The 15,482-nt window shown below is 68.4% G+C and carries 12 protein-coding genes, 1 tRNA gene and 2 rRNA genes; 10 read left to right on the forward strand and 5 right to left on the reverse strand.

Going from position 1 to position 15,482, the window contains the following annotated elements; translation table 11 throughout:
• The 7 genes from H2041_RS14165 to H2041_RS14195 all read left to right on the forward strand — a co-directional run.
• Positions 1 to 233, forward strand: a 23S ribosomal RNA gene (locus H2041_RS14165); the annotation flags it as partial.
• Positions 234 to 305: 72 nt separating this feature from the next.
• A 5S ribosomal RNA gene (gene rrf, locus H2041_RS14170) occupies positions 306 to 420 on the forward strand.
• A 49-nt stretch (positions 421 to 469) separates the two neighbouring features.
• Positions 470 to 546: transfer RNA gene (locus H2041_RS14175), tRNA-Met, on the forward strand.
• Positions 547 to 805: 259 nt separating this feature from the next.
• Complete coding sequence (locus H2041_RS14180) at positions 806 to 1,546, forward strand: hypothetical protein (RefSeq protein ID WP_293413674.1); 741 nt, start codon at positions 806 to 808, stop codon at positions 1,544 to 1,546.
• Entirely contained in the window at positions 1,543 to 2,796 is a 1,254-nt protein-coding gene (locus tag H2041_RS14185; RefSeq protein ID WP_293413676.1) for a hypothetical protein, read from the forward strand. The genes H2041_RS14180 and H2041_RS14185 overlap by 4 nt, the downstream gene beginning before the upstream one ends.
• Entirely contained in the window at positions 2,793 to 3,200 is a 408-nt protein-coding gene (locus tag H2041_RS14190) for a hypothetical protein (RefSeq protein ID WP_293413678.1), read from the forward strand. Before H2041_RS14185 ends, H2041_RS14190 begins: the two co-directional genes overlap by 4 nt.
• A 73-nt stretch (positions 3,201 to 3,273) precedes the next feature.
• A complete protein-coding gene (locus H2041_RS14195; RefSeq protein ID WP_293413680.1) occupies positions 3,274 to 3,639 on the forward strand; it encodes a hypothetical protein in 366 nt (121 codons plus the stop codon).
• A 41-nt stretch (positions 3,640 to 3,680) separates the two neighbouring features.
• Here the strand turns inward: H2041_RS14195 and H2041_RS14200 are convergent, their stop codons facing one another.
• Positions 3,681 to 4,838, reverse strand: coding sequence for an ROK family transcriptional regulator (locus H2041_RS14200; protein ID WP_293413682.1), 1,158 nt, complete (start codon positions 4,836 to 4,838; stop codon positions 3,681 to 3,683).
• Between the two features lie 113 nt (positions 4,839 to 4,951).
• Between H2041_RS14200 and H2041_RS14205 the strand changes: the two genes are divergently transcribed.
• From H2041_RS14205 to H2041_RS14215, 3 genes are all read left to right on the forward strand, one after another.
• Positions 4,952 to 7,624, forward strand: coding sequence for a TonB-dependent receptor (locus H2041_RS14205; RefSeq protein ID WP_293413684.1), 2,673 nt, complete (start codon positions 4,952 to 4,954; stop codon positions 7,622 to 7,624).
• Between the two features lie 8 nt (positions 7,625 to 7,632).
• Positions 7,633 to 8,601, forward strand: coding sequence for a glycerophosphodiester phosphodiesterase family protein (locus tag H2041_RS14210; protein ID WP_293413686.1), 969 nt, complete (start codon positions 7,633 to 7,635; stop codon positions 8,599 to 8,601).
• 87 nt (positions 8,602 to 8,688) lie between these two features.
• Positions 8,689 to 10,059, forward strand: coding sequence for an MFS transporter (locus tag H2041_RS14215; protein ID WP_293413688.1), 1,371 nt, complete (start codon positions 8,689 to 8,691; stop codon positions 10,057 to 10,059).
• Between the two features lie 59 nt (positions 10,060 to 10,118).
• On the opposite strand, the gene H2041_RS14220 is transcribed toward H2041_RS14215, so the two are convergent.
• From H2041_RS14220 to H2041_RS14235, 4 genes are read right to left on the reverse strand one after another with little or no spacing between them, the layout of a single operon-like run.
• Positions 10,119 to 10,790, reverse strand: a complete 672-nt coding sequence (locus H2041_RS14220) for an HAD hydrolase-like protein (protein ID WP_293413690.1) — start codon at positions 10,788 to 10,790, stop codon at positions 10,119 to 10,121.
• A gap of 53 nt (positions 10,791 to 10,843) precedes the next feature.
• A complete protein-coding gene (locus tag H2041_RS14225) occupies positions 10,844 to 11,728 on the reverse strand; it encodes a phosphodiesterase (RefSeq protein WP_293413692.1) in 885 nt (294 codons plus the stop codon).
• 14 nt (positions 11,729 to 11,742) lie between these two features.
• Positions 11,743 to 13,077: an MFS transporter gene (locus H2041_RS14230; RefSeq protein ID WP_293413694.1), complete on the reverse strand. Its 1,335-nt coding sequence runs from the start codon at positions 13,075 to 13,077 to the stop codon at positions 11,743 to 11,745.
• Between the two features lie 29 nt (positions 13,078 to 13,106).
• Positions 13,107 to 15,383 (reverse strand): TonB-dependent receptor, encoded by a 2,277-nt coding sequence (locus H2041_RS14235; RefSeq protein WP_293413696.1) that lies wholly within the window; start codon positions 15,381 to 15,383, stop codon positions 13,107 to 13,109.
• Between the last annotated feature and the right edge of the window lie 99 nt (positions 15,384 to 15,482).

Consider the following 15,482-nt stretch of genomic DNA (forward strand, 5'->3'; position numbering starts at 1 on the left):
AGGACGAGAGGACCGGGATGGACACACCTCTGGTGGACCTGTCGTGGCGCCAGCCGCGCAGCAGGGTAGCTAAGTGTGGAATAGATAACCGCTGAAAGCATCTAAGCGGGAAACTAACCTCAAAACAAGGCTTCGCTGAGAGCCGTGGTAGACCACCACGTCGATAGGCCAGGTGTGGAAGTGCCGCGAGGCATGGAGCTTACTGGTACTAATCGCTCGATCGGCTTGATCGTTCTTAGCAAAACTCATGTACGCCTTGTCCAATCCAGACAATGACGTCTTTCATCACCGATCCGTTTCGTTGACCTGGTGGCTATGCCGAGAGGTCCCCACCCGATCCCATTCCGAACTCGGTCGTTAAGCCTCTCTGGGCCGATGGTACTTCGTCTTAAGGCGCGGGAGAGTAGGTCGCCGCCAGGTCTACCAAACGGATCAACCCCAACACCCTTCCTTCACAACATCACCCTGCCGCGGGGTGGAGCAGCCCGGTAGCTCGTCAGGCTCATAACCTGAAGGTCACAGGTTCAAATCCTGTCCCCGCACCCAAATCCAACAAAACCCCCGCAGGCAACGCCCGCGGGGGTTTTCTCGTTGGGCGGACAGAGCGGCGCTTGAAGCGCCCGACGCTGTCTGGGGGCTGTTACGCGCCCTGGGCGGGACCATGATCCAGACCGACACGCCGGCGGCGCGACGACGCGCCGCTGAATCCCCAACAGACAGGCTCCAGGCCGCGACGGCCCAGAGTGTCTCGCGCCCGCCACAAGAATCCCCTACTACTCACCTAGAGTGAGTATTGGGGGCAGGCATGAGATTTGGGGTCGCGGCCGCAGTGGTGGTCGGTGCGTGGAACCTGACCACGGCAGAGTCTTCGGCCTACAGCTACGCATCGCCGACTCTGATCGAGCGGTGCGCCGGGCAGGCGAGTTGCGACATTCCCGCCGAGGAGATCGGCGCCGGGAGCTTTGTCGGTGCGCGGCTGATCCGCAGGGTGTCGCTCTCGCGCGACGGTGTGCCCGTCCTTCTTATCGAGCCTGAGCGGTCTCAGCCGCGCGCCGATACCTGGCTGATGCGCGTTGGACTGTTCGTGTCCCTGGACGTGGAGCAGCGGCCGATGCTCGTCGTCGCCCGCTACTACGAGAGAGGCGACAACCGCGATTACCGGGTCGACTACCCGGTGACCGATCCGATCTCGATGTGGCGGTTCGACGAGGGAGACAGCTTCAACCTCGATCTGACCGTCTACGCTTCTGGCGATCAGATGTGGATCGAGGCGCGTGATGGCCAAAGCAGCCTGGCGACAGTGCGAACCCTGCCTCTGTTCTTCGGCTTTGGGCCGAATGACGGGGCCGTTCGGATTTCTGTCGATGAGGCGGCGCTGAGTGGCGACGCCCGGCCGTCCTATTTCACGGCCAAGGCCGAGGCGCTTCTGGAAGACATCAACACCCGCTACGCCGCCGCGCCGGATGGGACTCCCTTCCTGGTCCAGGCCGACCGCCGCGCGGCGAGCGCCCTGGCCGCGGCCATCGTCAGCGGGAGCGGTCAATGAAGGCTTCATCACGCCTTCTCCTGGCGGCCGTCACGGCGGTCGCGGCCTTGTCAGCCTATGCGCAGGCGCCGGCTCAAGAGGCCGGGAGCGTCCTTCGTGCCCCACCGAGCAATCCATTTCCGCCCCGGCATGCCTGCCGTACGCCGCTGACGACGCAGCGAGAGGCCTGCGACGCCCTGCGGCGGATCATGAATCCGGACTGGTCGGCGCCGGAGGATTTAATCCTGCTGCCGCACCGCGGATACTGGGGGTTCGGCGCTGTCGCCTTCGTGCCGGAGAACTCGGGGCAGGGGCTCGCGAACGTCCGCCGCAACCGCTACGCCGCATCAGAAGTCGATTTCATGCCCAGCCTGGACGGCCTCGTGCTGTCGCACGACTACGTGCTGACGCGCATCGCCGACGCGCCCCCGAACGACCGCCGGCTGATCTACAATACGCCCACGTCCGAACTGACCCGCCTGCATCTGCGTGACCGTTTTGGGAACGTCACCGAGGAGGAACTGGCCACGAGCGGCGTTCTCTTCGACGGCTATTCGCTCGACGAGATGCCGGCTATTATCTTCGCCGATATCAAGCAAAAGGAAGGCGCCGGCCAGGCCTTCGCGGACAACTGGGTCGCGGCGCTCTCGCGCATACTCGAGACGACGCCCGGCCGCCACCGCGCGCGCCTGGTGGTGAAGACTCCCTACACACCCGACTACATCCGCAGAACCCTCAGCCCGGCCGCGCGCGCCCGCATGGACGAGATCCTGTGGATGCCACAGGTCGCCGACGACAATTACTACAAGAGCGTCCATCCCGGTGTGGATGGAACCCACGTCCGGAACTCCGCCGACTTTGTGGATGTATGGCATCGGACCGGGCTCGTGGCGGCGTTCGAGACGAACTGGAAGCTGCGGCACGACTCCCGTCGCTCGCCCTTCTCTCGCGGCGGAACGACCTACGCCAATATTCTCGACTACATCCGCCGAACCACAGGCCTGAGGGGCGGCGTCTTCGCCGAGGAGCCGGTGGGTCCGCGCGGTGTCGTGAACCGGCACGCCCAGTGGCACGTCAAGGACGCCGCCGCCGATCTGCGCGGCGACTTCTTCTTCGAGGCCGTCGAGCCGGAATGGGGAGGCTTCATGGTCGTGACGACCGACCGACCCGACATCTGGGAAGAGATGCGGCGCAAGGTGTGGCCCCGTCGCGAGTCCGAACCGCTCGCGCCGGGAACGGCCGAAGACTTCTGGAAGGAGAGCGCAAGATGAAGCGCTTTGTAGCCTTTGCGACCTTGGCGGCGTCGCTGTGGGCGACACAGGGGGCCGCGGCTACGCTTTCATGCGTCGATGGCCGCGTCGCGCAGCTCGGCTGGTCGGGCTACGCGCTCTCCGCCGACGCCGTCTCGTCCCCGAACAGTCCTTCGATTACGGGCCGGGTCGGGGATCGGTCTGTGATGATCACAATGCGCAAGGCCGACGATCGTCAGCGGCTTGAGCTGGCGCAAATGCGCTCGCAACTCGTGGCGGCGATGATGAGCGGCGCACGCGTCCGCTTTCACAGCAGTCTTCCCTTTCGGGAGGTGATCGCAAAATGCGAGCGACCGCAGGCGGTGGTCGAGCTCGTGGTCGAGGAAACGTCTGTCGAGACCCTCGCGCCGCAGATTTTCCCTTAACCGATCAACGCGCGCGCCGAGCGTGCCCCCATTCCGGTCGGCTGCGACAGGCCGCCATACGATAGGATCGAACATGTTGAAGCTCCTCGCCGCGGCGTCCGCCTGCGGACTGCTCTTCGCCGCCGCACCCGCTGCAGCGGGTGAAAGCTGTGCCTATGGAAAGATCGCCAGCCTCACCTGGTCCGGCTTCCGGCCCGAAACGGGTCCGGAGGCGGAGGTCAGCAACAAGCCGACGATCCAGGTGGAGATCGGCTCCAGCACCTTCGTCATCGGCATGAAAACGGCGGACGACCGGCAGCGCATGGCTCTCGCCGAGATGCGCGCCCATCTGACCGCGGCCATGTTGGCCGGCATGAATGTCAGAGTGTCTGCGATGAACGGTTGCCGAGCGTCGGGCGGCTGGGTTGAGGAAACGGCGGTCGACATCCTTGCGCCCTGAGGCGCGGTCGGGCGGGATCGCTGGTCGGCGTCCCGTCCGCCTTACCCGAAGAAATGCGCCTTCAGGGGGAGAACCGCCGCGCCCAGCGCCGTGGGCTCGCCGCTCAGTTCGGCCGGGATGACGGGGGGCAGAGGCCGGGGCGCGCCGCGGCGGGAGGCCGCAAAGGGCTTGATCCTCGGAATAAGATGCTCGGCGAGCGCGCGCGGCATGCGCCCGCCCAGAACGATCACCTTCGGATCCGCGACCGCCCCAAGCGCGGACACGATCATGTCCAGCGGCTCGCGCACCCGGTCGCACCAGGCTGAAACGCCGGGCGTTGAAAGGTCGAAATCGGCGATCAGCTCGGAGATCGACCCGACCTTTCCGCCGGCGTCCCGCACCATTTGCAACAGCAGCGCCATCGTCGGCCGGTCGTCGAACATATCCAACGGCAAGACGCCGGCCACCTCGCCGGCATTGCCGCGGGCGCCTCTCATCAGACGGCCGTCGACCACCATGCCTCCGCCGACGCCGGCGGCGAAGTGGACATAGGCAAAGCTGTCATGGCGCCGGCCGACGCCCAGAAAACTCTCCGCCACGGCGGCCGCGCCGGCGTCATTCTCGAGGATCACCGGCAGGCCGAGACGCTGTGAGAGCAGGGCGCGCAGGTCGATCAAGGCGAAGTCGTCCAGCGGCGGCGGCGGATTGATGCGTCGGCCGTCCTCCAGAAAATAGCCCGTGACCGCCACGCCGGCCCCTAACAGGCGAGCGCGGTCTGACACATGACGTCCGATCATGCCCTCAGCCAGAGCGGCCACACGGGTCAGAACGCCGTCTGCTCTCATATCAAGCCGCGGCTCATAGCAGGTCTCGAGCGCATCCCCACGGAAGTTCATCAGGACCACCGAGACGGCGTCGGTCATGATGGAAACGCCGATCGTGAAAGCGCCGTCTGGCGCCAGTTCGACACCATAGCCGCCCGAGGGATTGCCCCGGGTGCTGATGCGGTCGCCGAAACGCAGCAGGCCCCGTTCCGCCAAGCCGTCCACCAGTCTGGAGACCGACTGGATCGTCAGGTCCGTCTCGCGCGCCAGTTCCGCCCGGCCGACCGTCCCGTGCCGCAGGACAAGCTCAAGCAGGGCGCGCTCATTGCGGCTCGCCGCCACGTCGAGGCGACGCGAGAAGGCGGCGGGCGCCTTGGGGGTGCTTGCCTTGACCATAACGCTCCTTTGGCGCGGCGGCCGGGCCCGCGTCAAACGCCCTGTGTGATGCGGTTGTCATAAAATAGTGAGTTTGAGTGAGTAATGGTTCAACGGCATTCGAGGGGGACCACATGACCAAGCCATTCAAGCGCCGCACAGTTCTGCTCGCTTCCGCAGCCCTGCTGGCCGCCGCTGACGTCGCCGCGGCTCAGACGCCCGGCGCCGTCGCCGCTGATGTCCAGGAACTGGTGGTGACAGGCGCGCGCCTGCAAAACCGCAAGGCCGTCGCCGAGCGGCGCGAGACGCTGCAGGTGACCGACACCGTCACCTCCGACGAGGTGGGCCGGTTGCCCGACTTCAATATCGGTGAGGCGCTGCTTCGGCTGCCCGGCGTGGCGGTGCAGAACGACCAGGGCGAGGCGCGATTCGTCACCGTCCGGGCGCTGAACGCCAACTACAACTACACCCTGGTCGACGGGGTCTCGATCGCCGTTCCCGACCGCAATGGCCGGCGCGTCTTCATGGACGTTATGCCCGCCTCGCTGGCCGATCAGATCAACGTCTACAAGACCTTCACGCCCGACCTGGAGGGCGGCGCGATCGGCGGCGTGATCGACATCCGCACCGCCAGCGCCTTCGATCGTCCGCGGCACAGTTTCAGTGTTTCCGCCGAGATCGGCCGCTACGAGAACGACGAGGGCTTCGAGGGTTCGGGTCCGTCCGGCACGGCGGACTTCACCTATTCGACGACCTATGGCGACGCCGACCAGTGGGGCCTCGTCCTCTTCGGCAACTACTACAAGCGCGACTCCTATGCGCCCCAGGCCGAATACGGCAGCACCCGGCGGTTCTACACCGACGCTGGCGTCCCGGCGGGCCAGCCCGGCGCAAACACGGGCGTCTATCCGGGCAACGGTTTCGCCGTGCCGGGCGAGCGGCGCTGGTATGTCTATCACAACGACCGCACGCGCTATGGCGGCGGCGCCAAGCTGGAGTACAGCTCGGCCGCCGGCCACGACCTCTTCCTGCGCGGCTTCTGGAACACCGCCACCGACAATGAGGCCCGGCAGACAGACCTGCTCACCCACGGCGGCGGCGGCGTCATCGCCGATCAGACGGCGACCAGCGGCGATCTCCGTGGCGGCTCGGGCCTGTCCGTCCAGGAGAACCTCGGCCAGTTCGACTTCGAGCGCACGGTCTGGGCCCTGACCGGCGGCGGCGACCACCGCGCGCTCGGCGGCGACCTCTCCTGGCGGCTGAACTATTCAGGCTCCCATTTCGAGAACCCCGAGAACTGGGCCGAGTGGCGCCAGAACGGGGCGGGCGCGGCCTTCACCTACCAGCAGGTCGGCGACCACTACGTCTTCACCCCCGTGAACCCGGCGGCCTTCAACGACTATTCGGCCTACGCCCCCTATCGCCGCCAGTTCGACGACCGCGAGCTCAACGAGGACCTGTACGAGGCCAAGATCGACTTCGGCCGCGAGCTTCCAGGCCTGGGCGCCGATTGGCGCTACGAGGTGGGGGCCGGCGTGCGCCGGATCGAGCGCGATTTCGACGAGAACCGCGACCGCTACCTGCCGAACGCCGGCGCCACCTACGATCTGGCGGCCGCGGATGTTCTGCGCCAGGACCTCTGCCTGCGGCCGCCGGGGGCCGGGGCGGGGCAATGCATCGTGGTCATCGACCCCGCGCGGGCGAGCGCCAACTTCGCCGCCCACCTCGCCGCAAATCCCAGCCAGTGGCGGCTGGACACCATGGAGACCAACGACAACAACCTCGACTACAGCCTCCAGGAAACGGTCTGGAGCGGCTATGGTCTTCTCGCCTATGCCGGCGCGCGCTGGGACCTGATCCTCGGCGTCCGCTACGAGGACACCGAGACCGAAGGCAGGGGGCGCCGTCAGGTGAACGGCGTCTGGACCGACACGCAGAATTCCGGCGGCTACGACGATCTGCTGCCCTCGGTGAACCTCAGCTACGAGCTGGTCGACGACGTGAAGCTGAGGGCGGCCTACTCGAAGTCCATCGGCCGCGTTCCGTTCGACGCCATTGCGCCCGTGGGCGAAAGCCTCCGCGAGGACGGGACCAACGTCACCCTGTCGCGCTCCAACCCCGACCTGCTGCCCCGGCGGTCCGACAACTTCGACCTGGCGCTCGACTGGTACTTCGGCGGCGGCCGCGGACTCCTGTCGGCCAGCCTCTTTTACAAGAAGGTCGAGAACGAGTTCTTCACCGCCGCCTCGCTCGCGACCGTCGATCTCGACGGACGGCAGGTGGAGGCGACGGTGACCCAGCCGATGAACGCCGAGGACGCCGTCGACATCTACGGCCTGGAGGTCAACCTGATCCGCGAGCTCGACCCCATCCTGCCCGACGCCCTGCGCGGCTTCACCGTCTCGGCCAACCTCACCTTGCTGGACACCAACTTCAAGCAGCCGATGGGCGACGGTTCGGTGGTCGAGCTGAAGACCATGATCGGCCAGCCGGAGACCGCCTACAATCTGGCCCTCTCCTACGATCGCGGGCCGGTCTCGGCGCGCCTCGCCTACAACTACATGGGCGAGCGGATGTCGGAGCGCGTCAACACAAGCTCCGCCTATCGCAACCGCTATGACGGCGAAGAAGAGGCCCTGGACTTCAAGATTCGCTACGCCGTAACCGACCAGTGGTCGGCGCACGTCACCGCCTCCAACCTCACGGGCGAGGGCCGGACCGAGTGGATCGGTTGGGACCAGGAACTGCCCATGGTCGCGGCCGACTACGGCGCGGCCTACTACGTCGGCTTCACGTACAGGCATTGAGGAACGCGATGACCCACCGACTGATGCGGCGCCTTGCGGGCGTCTTGCTGGGGGGCGCGCTGGCCGCCGGTGCGGCGGGGGGCTGGGCCCTGGCCGCACCGGCGCCGAACCTGTCGCCGCCCGCCGCGGTCCGCGCCGAGGCGCTGCGGGACACCTTCCTCGATCCGACGGGCCGGGTGATGGTGGTGGCCCATCGCGGCTGCTGGAAGCAGACGGCTGAGAACGCAGTGGCGGGGATCGAGGCGTGCGTCCGGCTGGGCGTCGACATGGTCGAGCTGGATGTCCAGCGGACGCGCGACGGGCATCTCGTTCTCATGCACGACACAACGGTCGACCGCACCACCAATGGGACCGGCCGGGTCGCCGACCTGACCCTCGCCGAGGTGAAGGCCCTGCGTCTCAAGGCCGGGGCGGGCGGACCCGGCGCGCCCTTGACCGACTGGACGCCGCCCACCTTCGCCGAGGCCATGGCCGCGGCGCGGGGCAGGGTGCTGGTCAATGTGGACGCCAAGGGCGACGTGAACGACCAGGCTCTGCGCGACCTCGACGCCATGGGACTGGCGGGTCAGGCGCTGTTCAAGAGCGCAGCGCCCCCGGAGACCGCCGATCTCGCCGCCATCCTGTCGCGCGAAGACCTGCTGTTCATGCCCATCCTGCGCGAGGCCGACGGGACCTCTCTGGCGCTGGCGCCGGAGCGTTATCCACGACATCCGCCAGCCTACGAGCTGACCTTTGACCGCGAGGCCTATCTGGCCGAGGGCGCGCCAGGACTACGCGCGCGGCAGGCGCGGATCTGGGTGAACACCCTGCAGCCGCGCCACGCCGCCGGCCACGTGGACGCCGAGGCCGTGCGTGATCCCGAGGCGCACTGGGGGCGTCTCCTCGCCATGGGCGCGAGCATCATCCAGACCGACGAACCCGGCGCGCTCATCGCCTGGCTGGCCGAGCGGTCCCGCGCCTCGGCTGTCACGCAATGATTGCGGTGGGCCGATAAGCTCGCCGGGATTCTCACGGACGGACGCAGGGGTCCGCGCCTGCAGGACCCCTCGTTCATGGTCGGCCGGATGGCTATCGCCCCCTCGCCAGAACCCGTCGGCAAGCCCCTCGGCGCCGGCGCGTTCGGCGCCGTGACGGCGGCCTACGGCTGGGCGCACTACGGCAAGAGCCTGTTCTGGTACACAAGCGAGATCCTCTTCGCCTTCTTCCTCACCGAGGTCGGCGGGCTCACGGGGCGCGGCATGGGGGTGGTCCTAGGATTGGGCCTGCTGGCCAGCGTGGGCTTCGACCTGGCCTTCGGCTGGGGCCTGCGCAGCCGGCTCGCCGAGGTGCAGCGCGCCGCCCGGCTGCAGCTGACCGGCGCCATGCTGAGCGCCGGCGCCCTGGGCGCGCTCTTCCTGACGCCGTGGGTCGACGCGGCCCAGGTCAAGTTCGCCTTCGCCCTGGCCGCCATGCTGGCGTTCCGCTGCGCCTACGCGGTCTATGACCTTCCGCAGAACGTCCTCCTCGCCCTGGCCACCGGGAGCGCGCAGGCGCGTACGCGCGTGGCCACCTTGCGCCTCTTCTTCAGCGGGCTGGCGACCCTGTCGGTCTCTCTGCTCGTCGGCTTGGCCGTGGCCGACGGCGACGCCCAGTCCCGCGCCCGCGCCTTCCTCTGGAGCGCTGCGGCGATCGCCGTGCTGGCGGTGGGCAGCGCCTGGGGTCTGCGACGTGCGCTGAGCGGAGCGCCCGCGCCGGCCGACGACCCCGGCCCGGCGCCCTCCGCCCTGCCGCTGTCGACCAGCCCCGCAGCTTCGACTCTCGCCCCGGCGGCTCTCCTGCTGGCGGCGACCTTCGTCGTCTCCCTGACCGCGTCGATGTTCTCGAAGCTCGAACCCTACCTGGCCGCCTATGTCCTGGCCTCGCCGATCTGGGGCGGCGCCATGATCACCGCGGCCGCCCTCGGCACGACCTTTTCGCAGCTCGGCTGGGCGTGGCTGTCGGCCCGCCGGTCGCGGCCGGCCGTCTTCGCGCTCGCCGCCGCCCTGCTGATCGCCGCCGCCCTCGTCTTCCTCGCCGGCGTCACCATCTCGCCCTGGATCGGCCTGGTCGCGGCCCTGGCCTTCGGCGCGGCGAGCGGGGGTCTGGGATCGCTGATGTGGGCGGCGTTCGGAGACGTGGTCGCCGGGCGCGCCCAGATGGCCGGCGGCCTCGCCTTCGCCACCTTCACCGGCGTCTCGAAGCTCGCCCTGGCGCTCTCGGGTCTGCTGCTGGGCCTGTTCCTCCACGCGTTCGACTACCGCGATCCAGACGGCAGGGCCGTCCTTCTGGCGATGACGCTCTGGCCGGCCCTGGGTGGTGCGGCGTGCCTGGTCCTCGCCGCCCTTTGGATGCGGCGTCGCGGACCCGCCGCCTTCGGAGCCGCGCCGGCGCGTGCGCGATCCCGCTGCGGCGCGTGAGCGCAGACATCTCTCGCCGGATCTCGCCGCCGGCCGCTCCGGGCTTCAGCGGCCCGGCCTCAGCTCGTCACCCAGCTGGCGGCGTCGACCCGCACGGCGCGGACCCCGAGACGGCGGGCGCCGGCGAGGTCGGTGCGGGGGTTGTCGCCCACCATGAGCGCCTGGGCGGGGCTGCAATCGAGCCCGGCCAGCGCCTGGCGGAAGATGGCCGGATGGGGCTTGCCGGCGACCAGGTCGGGCCGCCGGTCGGCCGCCGCGGCGATGGCGGCGGCGAGAGCCCCCGTCTCCGGCACCGCCCCGCACCGGCCAGGATGGGTGTGGTCCAGATTGGCCGCCCAGAACTGCGCGCCTCTGGCGATCAGGGCGACAGCCTTGGTCAGCTTGGCGTAGTCGAAGCCCTCGTCGCGCATGACGATCACCGCCTCCGGGGCTGTGTCGTCGATGATCAGGCCCATTCCTTCGGCGGCGCCGGTCATTCGATGGCAGGCGACAAGCCAGATCCGGCGCGTCGCCAGCCGGCGCGCCGCCTCGCGCAGAACCGCCTCACCGGCCAGGTGCACCCTGGACGGCTCGATCATCAGGCCCTGATCGGCCGCGCGGGCCGCCAGGTCCTGAGCCGTCAGGGTGGAGTTGTTGGAGACGATGGCGAAACGCCGCGCCGCCGCGACGACCGTGACCGCGCCTTGTCGCAGGACGTCGTCGACGGCGAGACAGCCATCCCAATCAAGCATCACGGCCTGCGCCGAGCGGACCTCGGCGACAAGCCGCTTAAAAGTGACTGGCTTCAAAAGACCAGGTCTTTCTTCTTCATCTCCATGCCGTCGCCTCGCGCGGCGAGGGCCGCCAGCATGTCGCGCGAGATCGGGGCGACGAAGGGGTAGCGTTCCACGAAGGCCGTGTGGGTGACCATCTGGCTCCCGTCCCAGCGGTGCAGCTGGAAAGCGGGCGGCTCCATCTCGAAGAAGCCTTCGGCCAGCCGCTCGGGACTGGGGGCGCCGGCCGCCAGGTCGAGGTTCACCTGGTGGGCCGTGGATGGGCAGATGGTGGCCAACCGCCCGCCGACCAGGGTCTGGATGGAACGATGAACATGGCCGCAGAGGACGCGCACGATGTTCGGCCGCCGCGACATGGCCGCGACGATGCCGTCCGCCCAGCCGGCGCCGAGGGCGTCCATGGTGACGATGCCGGTCTCGAACGGCGGGTGGTGCAGGGCCACGACGGTCGGCTTGTCGGCGTCCTCGGCGAGCCGGGCCTCGAACCAGTCGAGCCGCGCCTGGCAATAGTCGCCGCGATGATGCTCGTCGCTGGTGGAGTCCAGGACGATCAGGCGCACCGGCAGATGGTCGACCGCATACTGGACGAAGGGCCGTGCGCCGTTCAGGTGCGGATAGTCCAGCTCGGCCAGCAGGGTCGCCCGGTCGTCATGGTTGCCGATGGCCAGGTAGAAGGGGATCTCCAGCCGTGCCAGCTGGGCCTTGAGCTCGGCATATTCGGCCTTCGTGCCGTGGTCGGTGAGATCGCCGGCGATGAGCACCACATCGGGGCGCGGATCGAGGCCGTTGAGGCGGTCGACCGCCTTGGCCATCATGGCGTTGGTGTCGACCTGCTCGCGATAGGCGCGGGTCCCCGCGGCCACGACATGGGTGTCTGTAATCTGGGCGATGAGCATGGTGCGGGCCTCAGCTAGAGAGATGGGGCGATCTGGGCCGCAACCGGGGCCCGGCGTGCGGCGAAGCGATGGAGGAGGAGCAGGCAGAGTCCGGCGCAGATCAGCGGCGGGGCGGCCGCCATCCAGCGCAGGGTCTGGCTGAAGGCGGCGCGCGCGGCGGCGTCGGCCTGGGGGTCGAAGCCGAGATGGCCCAGGATCCAGAGCGCCCCGGCGCCGCCCAAGGCCCCCGCCAGTCCGAGCGTCAGATTGAACGAGGCGTAGAAGACCCCGGCGCGGCGCTCGCCGGTGGCTTCGGCGTCGACGTCCACCAGGTCCGAAACGATGGCCCGGAGCAGCATGTATTCGGCGCCCCAGATCAGTCCCTTGGCCACGATGAAGCCGGCGAAGACGCCGAGCGCGCCGGCCGGCAGCAGAAGTGGGACCGGCGCCAGAACCATCTGGGCGGCCAGCACGCCGATGAGCGCCCGTCGCTTGTCCGTCCTGCGGCTGACCGTCAGCCAGAGGGGGATGGAGATGAAGCCGAACAGGGCCTGGACCACCAGAAAGGTCGCCGCCCAATCGGGCAGGGCCAGGCCATCGCGCACCAGGAACAGGTAGATGGACGAGCCGATCGCGTCCCCGAGCCCGACCAGGAAATAGGCGCCCGAAATGATCGCGAAGTCGCGCCGCCGGAAGACCACCAGATAGGAGTCGACGATGCTGGCTATGTCGAACCGGCTGCGCCGGGCCTGCGGCTCGGGAACCACCGCCATCAGCCAGCCGATGACCAGCGGCAAGGCGATGATGACGAGCCAGCCCATGAACTGCATCTGGTCGGCGATGTCGGCCCCGGACCGGCGCTCGAGGACGGCCGGGCCGATGGCGAAGATCGGCAGGGCGCCGGCCACTGCGAGCATCTTGAAGCCGAAGATTCGGGAGCGCTCGTCATAGTCCGAGCTGATCTCCACCCCCCAGGCGCCGTGGGCCACGATGACCATGGTCCAGGCCGTGTTGAGCACGATCGACCAGCCCAGGATCACGCCGAAGCCGGTCCCAGGAGCGGCGAAGTAGAGTTGCCAGGTGGCCAGGGCGATGACCGGGGCGCCGGCGAGGACCCAGGGCCGCCGCCGTCCGATGGGCGTCTGCGTGGCGTCGGTCAGCAGGCCCATGATCGGGTCGTTGACCATGTCCCACAGCCGGGCCAGCAGCATGATGTGGCCGACCGCGACCAGGGACAGGCCGACGTGCTGCGTCAGGAAGGCCGGCGCGAAGACCGTCATTGGGATCTGGAAGCCGGCGACCAGCATGGCCGGCGCCGACAGGGCCAGGATCTGGGCGAGCGACAGGCGGGCGAGCCGCTGCGGTTCCATCGGGATCTCCATTGGCCTTCCCCTGGGCCTCAGAACCGCGCGCCCAGGCGCACGCCGTAGAAGCCGGGCTCGCCGCGGATCGCCGTGGAGAGGCCGCCGAAGGATTTCCCCGTATTGCCGATGTCGATGACGAATTCTTCGTCGAAGATGTTGTTGCCCCAGACCTCGGCGTACCAGCGGTCGCCCGGACCCGAGACCCCGAAGGCCCCGTTGACCAGGGTGTAGGCCTCCTGCTGCTCGGCCGGCAGGTTGTCGTCGTTGAAGTAGTGCTGGCCGCGATAGGCGACTGTCCCCTGCAGCCGAAGCGTCATGCCGTTGGCCAGCGGCCAGCGATAGTCGCCCGCCGCGCTGAAGGTGTGCTTGGGCGCCAGACGCAGACGGTTCCCCGAGAGGTCGCCGGCTGAGGTGCGGAAGTTGTCGTACTGCCCGTCGTGATAGGCGTAGCCGACGGAGACGAGGAAGTTGTCCGTCAGTTCGCCGTTCAGGCTCGTCTCGAAACCGGTCGCGCTGGCCTCGCCGGCGTTGATCCGGCCGATCGCCGGGTCGGGGTCGACGGTGATGAAGTCCGTGTACTCGAAGTGGTAGAGGGCCGCGTCGAGGACCATGCGATCCAGCGCGCGGGCCTTCAGTCCGACCTCGTAATTGTTCACATATTCTGGCTTCACCACGTCACGGACGCCGACGCCGGCGGCTGTGAATCCGACGCCGATGCTGCCGGATCGTGCGCCGCGGGCGATGCCGGCATAGAGGTTCACCGACTCGTTCAGTCGGTAGAGCGCGACGATCCGCGGCGTCAGCAGGTCGAACCCGCCGTCCTCCTCGAAGAACACGCCCTTGCTGTTCCCCCCGAAGGCGCCGTTGCGCAGAGCGATCGGGGCGCGGCCGTCGAGCGTCGTGACCGTGGTGGCCGCCCGGCTGACGCCATGGTCGGACTGGTAGCGGAGCCCGCCTTCCAGGGTGAGGCGGTCGTTAACGCGCCAGCTGACGTCGGCGAAGACCGCCAGGCTGTCGCGCTCGTTCTGCTGAACCCGCCCGGTGAGGGTCATCGAGGTCACGGGCAGCAGCACGCCCGGGGCCGCCGGGAACATCGTCACGGGCGGAGCGGTGAGCCGGCCGCCGTTCAGCAGGTATTGCTCGTTCAACCCGATGGCGAGGTGGTCTTCGATCTCCTCGTGGAAGGCGCTGGCCCCGAAGAACACCGAAACCGGTCCGGCCGGTTGCCAGCTCAGGCGAAGCTCCTGACTCACCTGCCACTGCTGGGTGTCCTGATCGCCGATGATGTAGGCGACCGCCGTGCCGTCGCCGTCCCACTGCTCCAGGGCGTCGATCTCGCGATAGCCGCTCAGCGACTGCAGCGTCCATTCCGGCGACAGCCTGTAGGTGCTGTCGAGCACCGCGCTGAAGACGCGGCGATTGAGCTTCTGGTCGGGCCGGTCCTGGGCCGTGGGCGTGAACGGGCTGACGTCGCCGCCGGCCGGTGGAATGCTGATGCTCTTGAATTCGGTCGGGCCGGGATCGTCCTGCTGCCCCTGCAGGATCAGGTCGGTGGTCCAGTCGGCCGTGGGTTCGTACCGGAAGGCGACCCGGCCGAACTGCGTGTCGCGCGCCATCATCTGGCTGACCGGGCCGGCCAGGTTGTCGACGATGCCCTCGCGGCGCTTGATGCGCACTGCGCCGCGCACGCCCAGTACGCCCTCCACCAGCGGCGCATTGGCCCAGGCCGTGGCGTTGGTGAAGTTGTAGTCGCCGCGCTCGACCACCGCCTCGCCGAACGCCTCATTGAGATTGGGACGCGCCGAGCGGATCGAGATCGCCCCGATGGCCGCGCCGCGACCGAACAGGGTGCCCTGCGGCCCCTTGACCACCTCGACCCGCTCCAGATCGACGAACTCGACGATGGAGCCCGACTGGCGGCTGCCGTCGATGCCGTCGGCATAGATGGAGATCTGCGGCTCGGCGAAGGCGTCGGTCACCTCGGCGGTGATGCCGCGCATCACATAGCCGGTCCGCTGCGGGCTCTGTTCCTGAACGATCAGGCCCGGCGTCAGATAGGCCAGCTCGTTGTGGCCCTGGATGCCGAAGCTCTCGATCGCCTGGGGCCCGAAGGCCGTGATCGCGACGGGCACCTCCTCGATCGCCTGTTCGCGCCGCTGGGCGGTGACGACCAGCGCTTCCACCTCATGGGCGGCGGTCGCCTCGCCGGCAGGTTTGGCCTCCTGAGCGCCGGCGCTGGCGGCCAAGGCCCAGGACATCACGCTCAGACTCACGCCCGCAAAGCCCAGAAGGGCCGCTTTCCGGCTCGCCATGACACACCCCCAAGTCTGTTGTCTTGAACATACGTACCAGGGAGGTGCGACAAGAATGTGAAGTGCTGTCGGTGCAAGAACGCGCAAGCGCGTAGGCTG

This window comes from Phenylobacterium sp. (assembly GCF_013911965.1).
GTDB lineage: Bacteria > Pseudomonadota > Alphaproteobacteria > Caulobacterales > Caulobacteraceae > Phenylobacterium.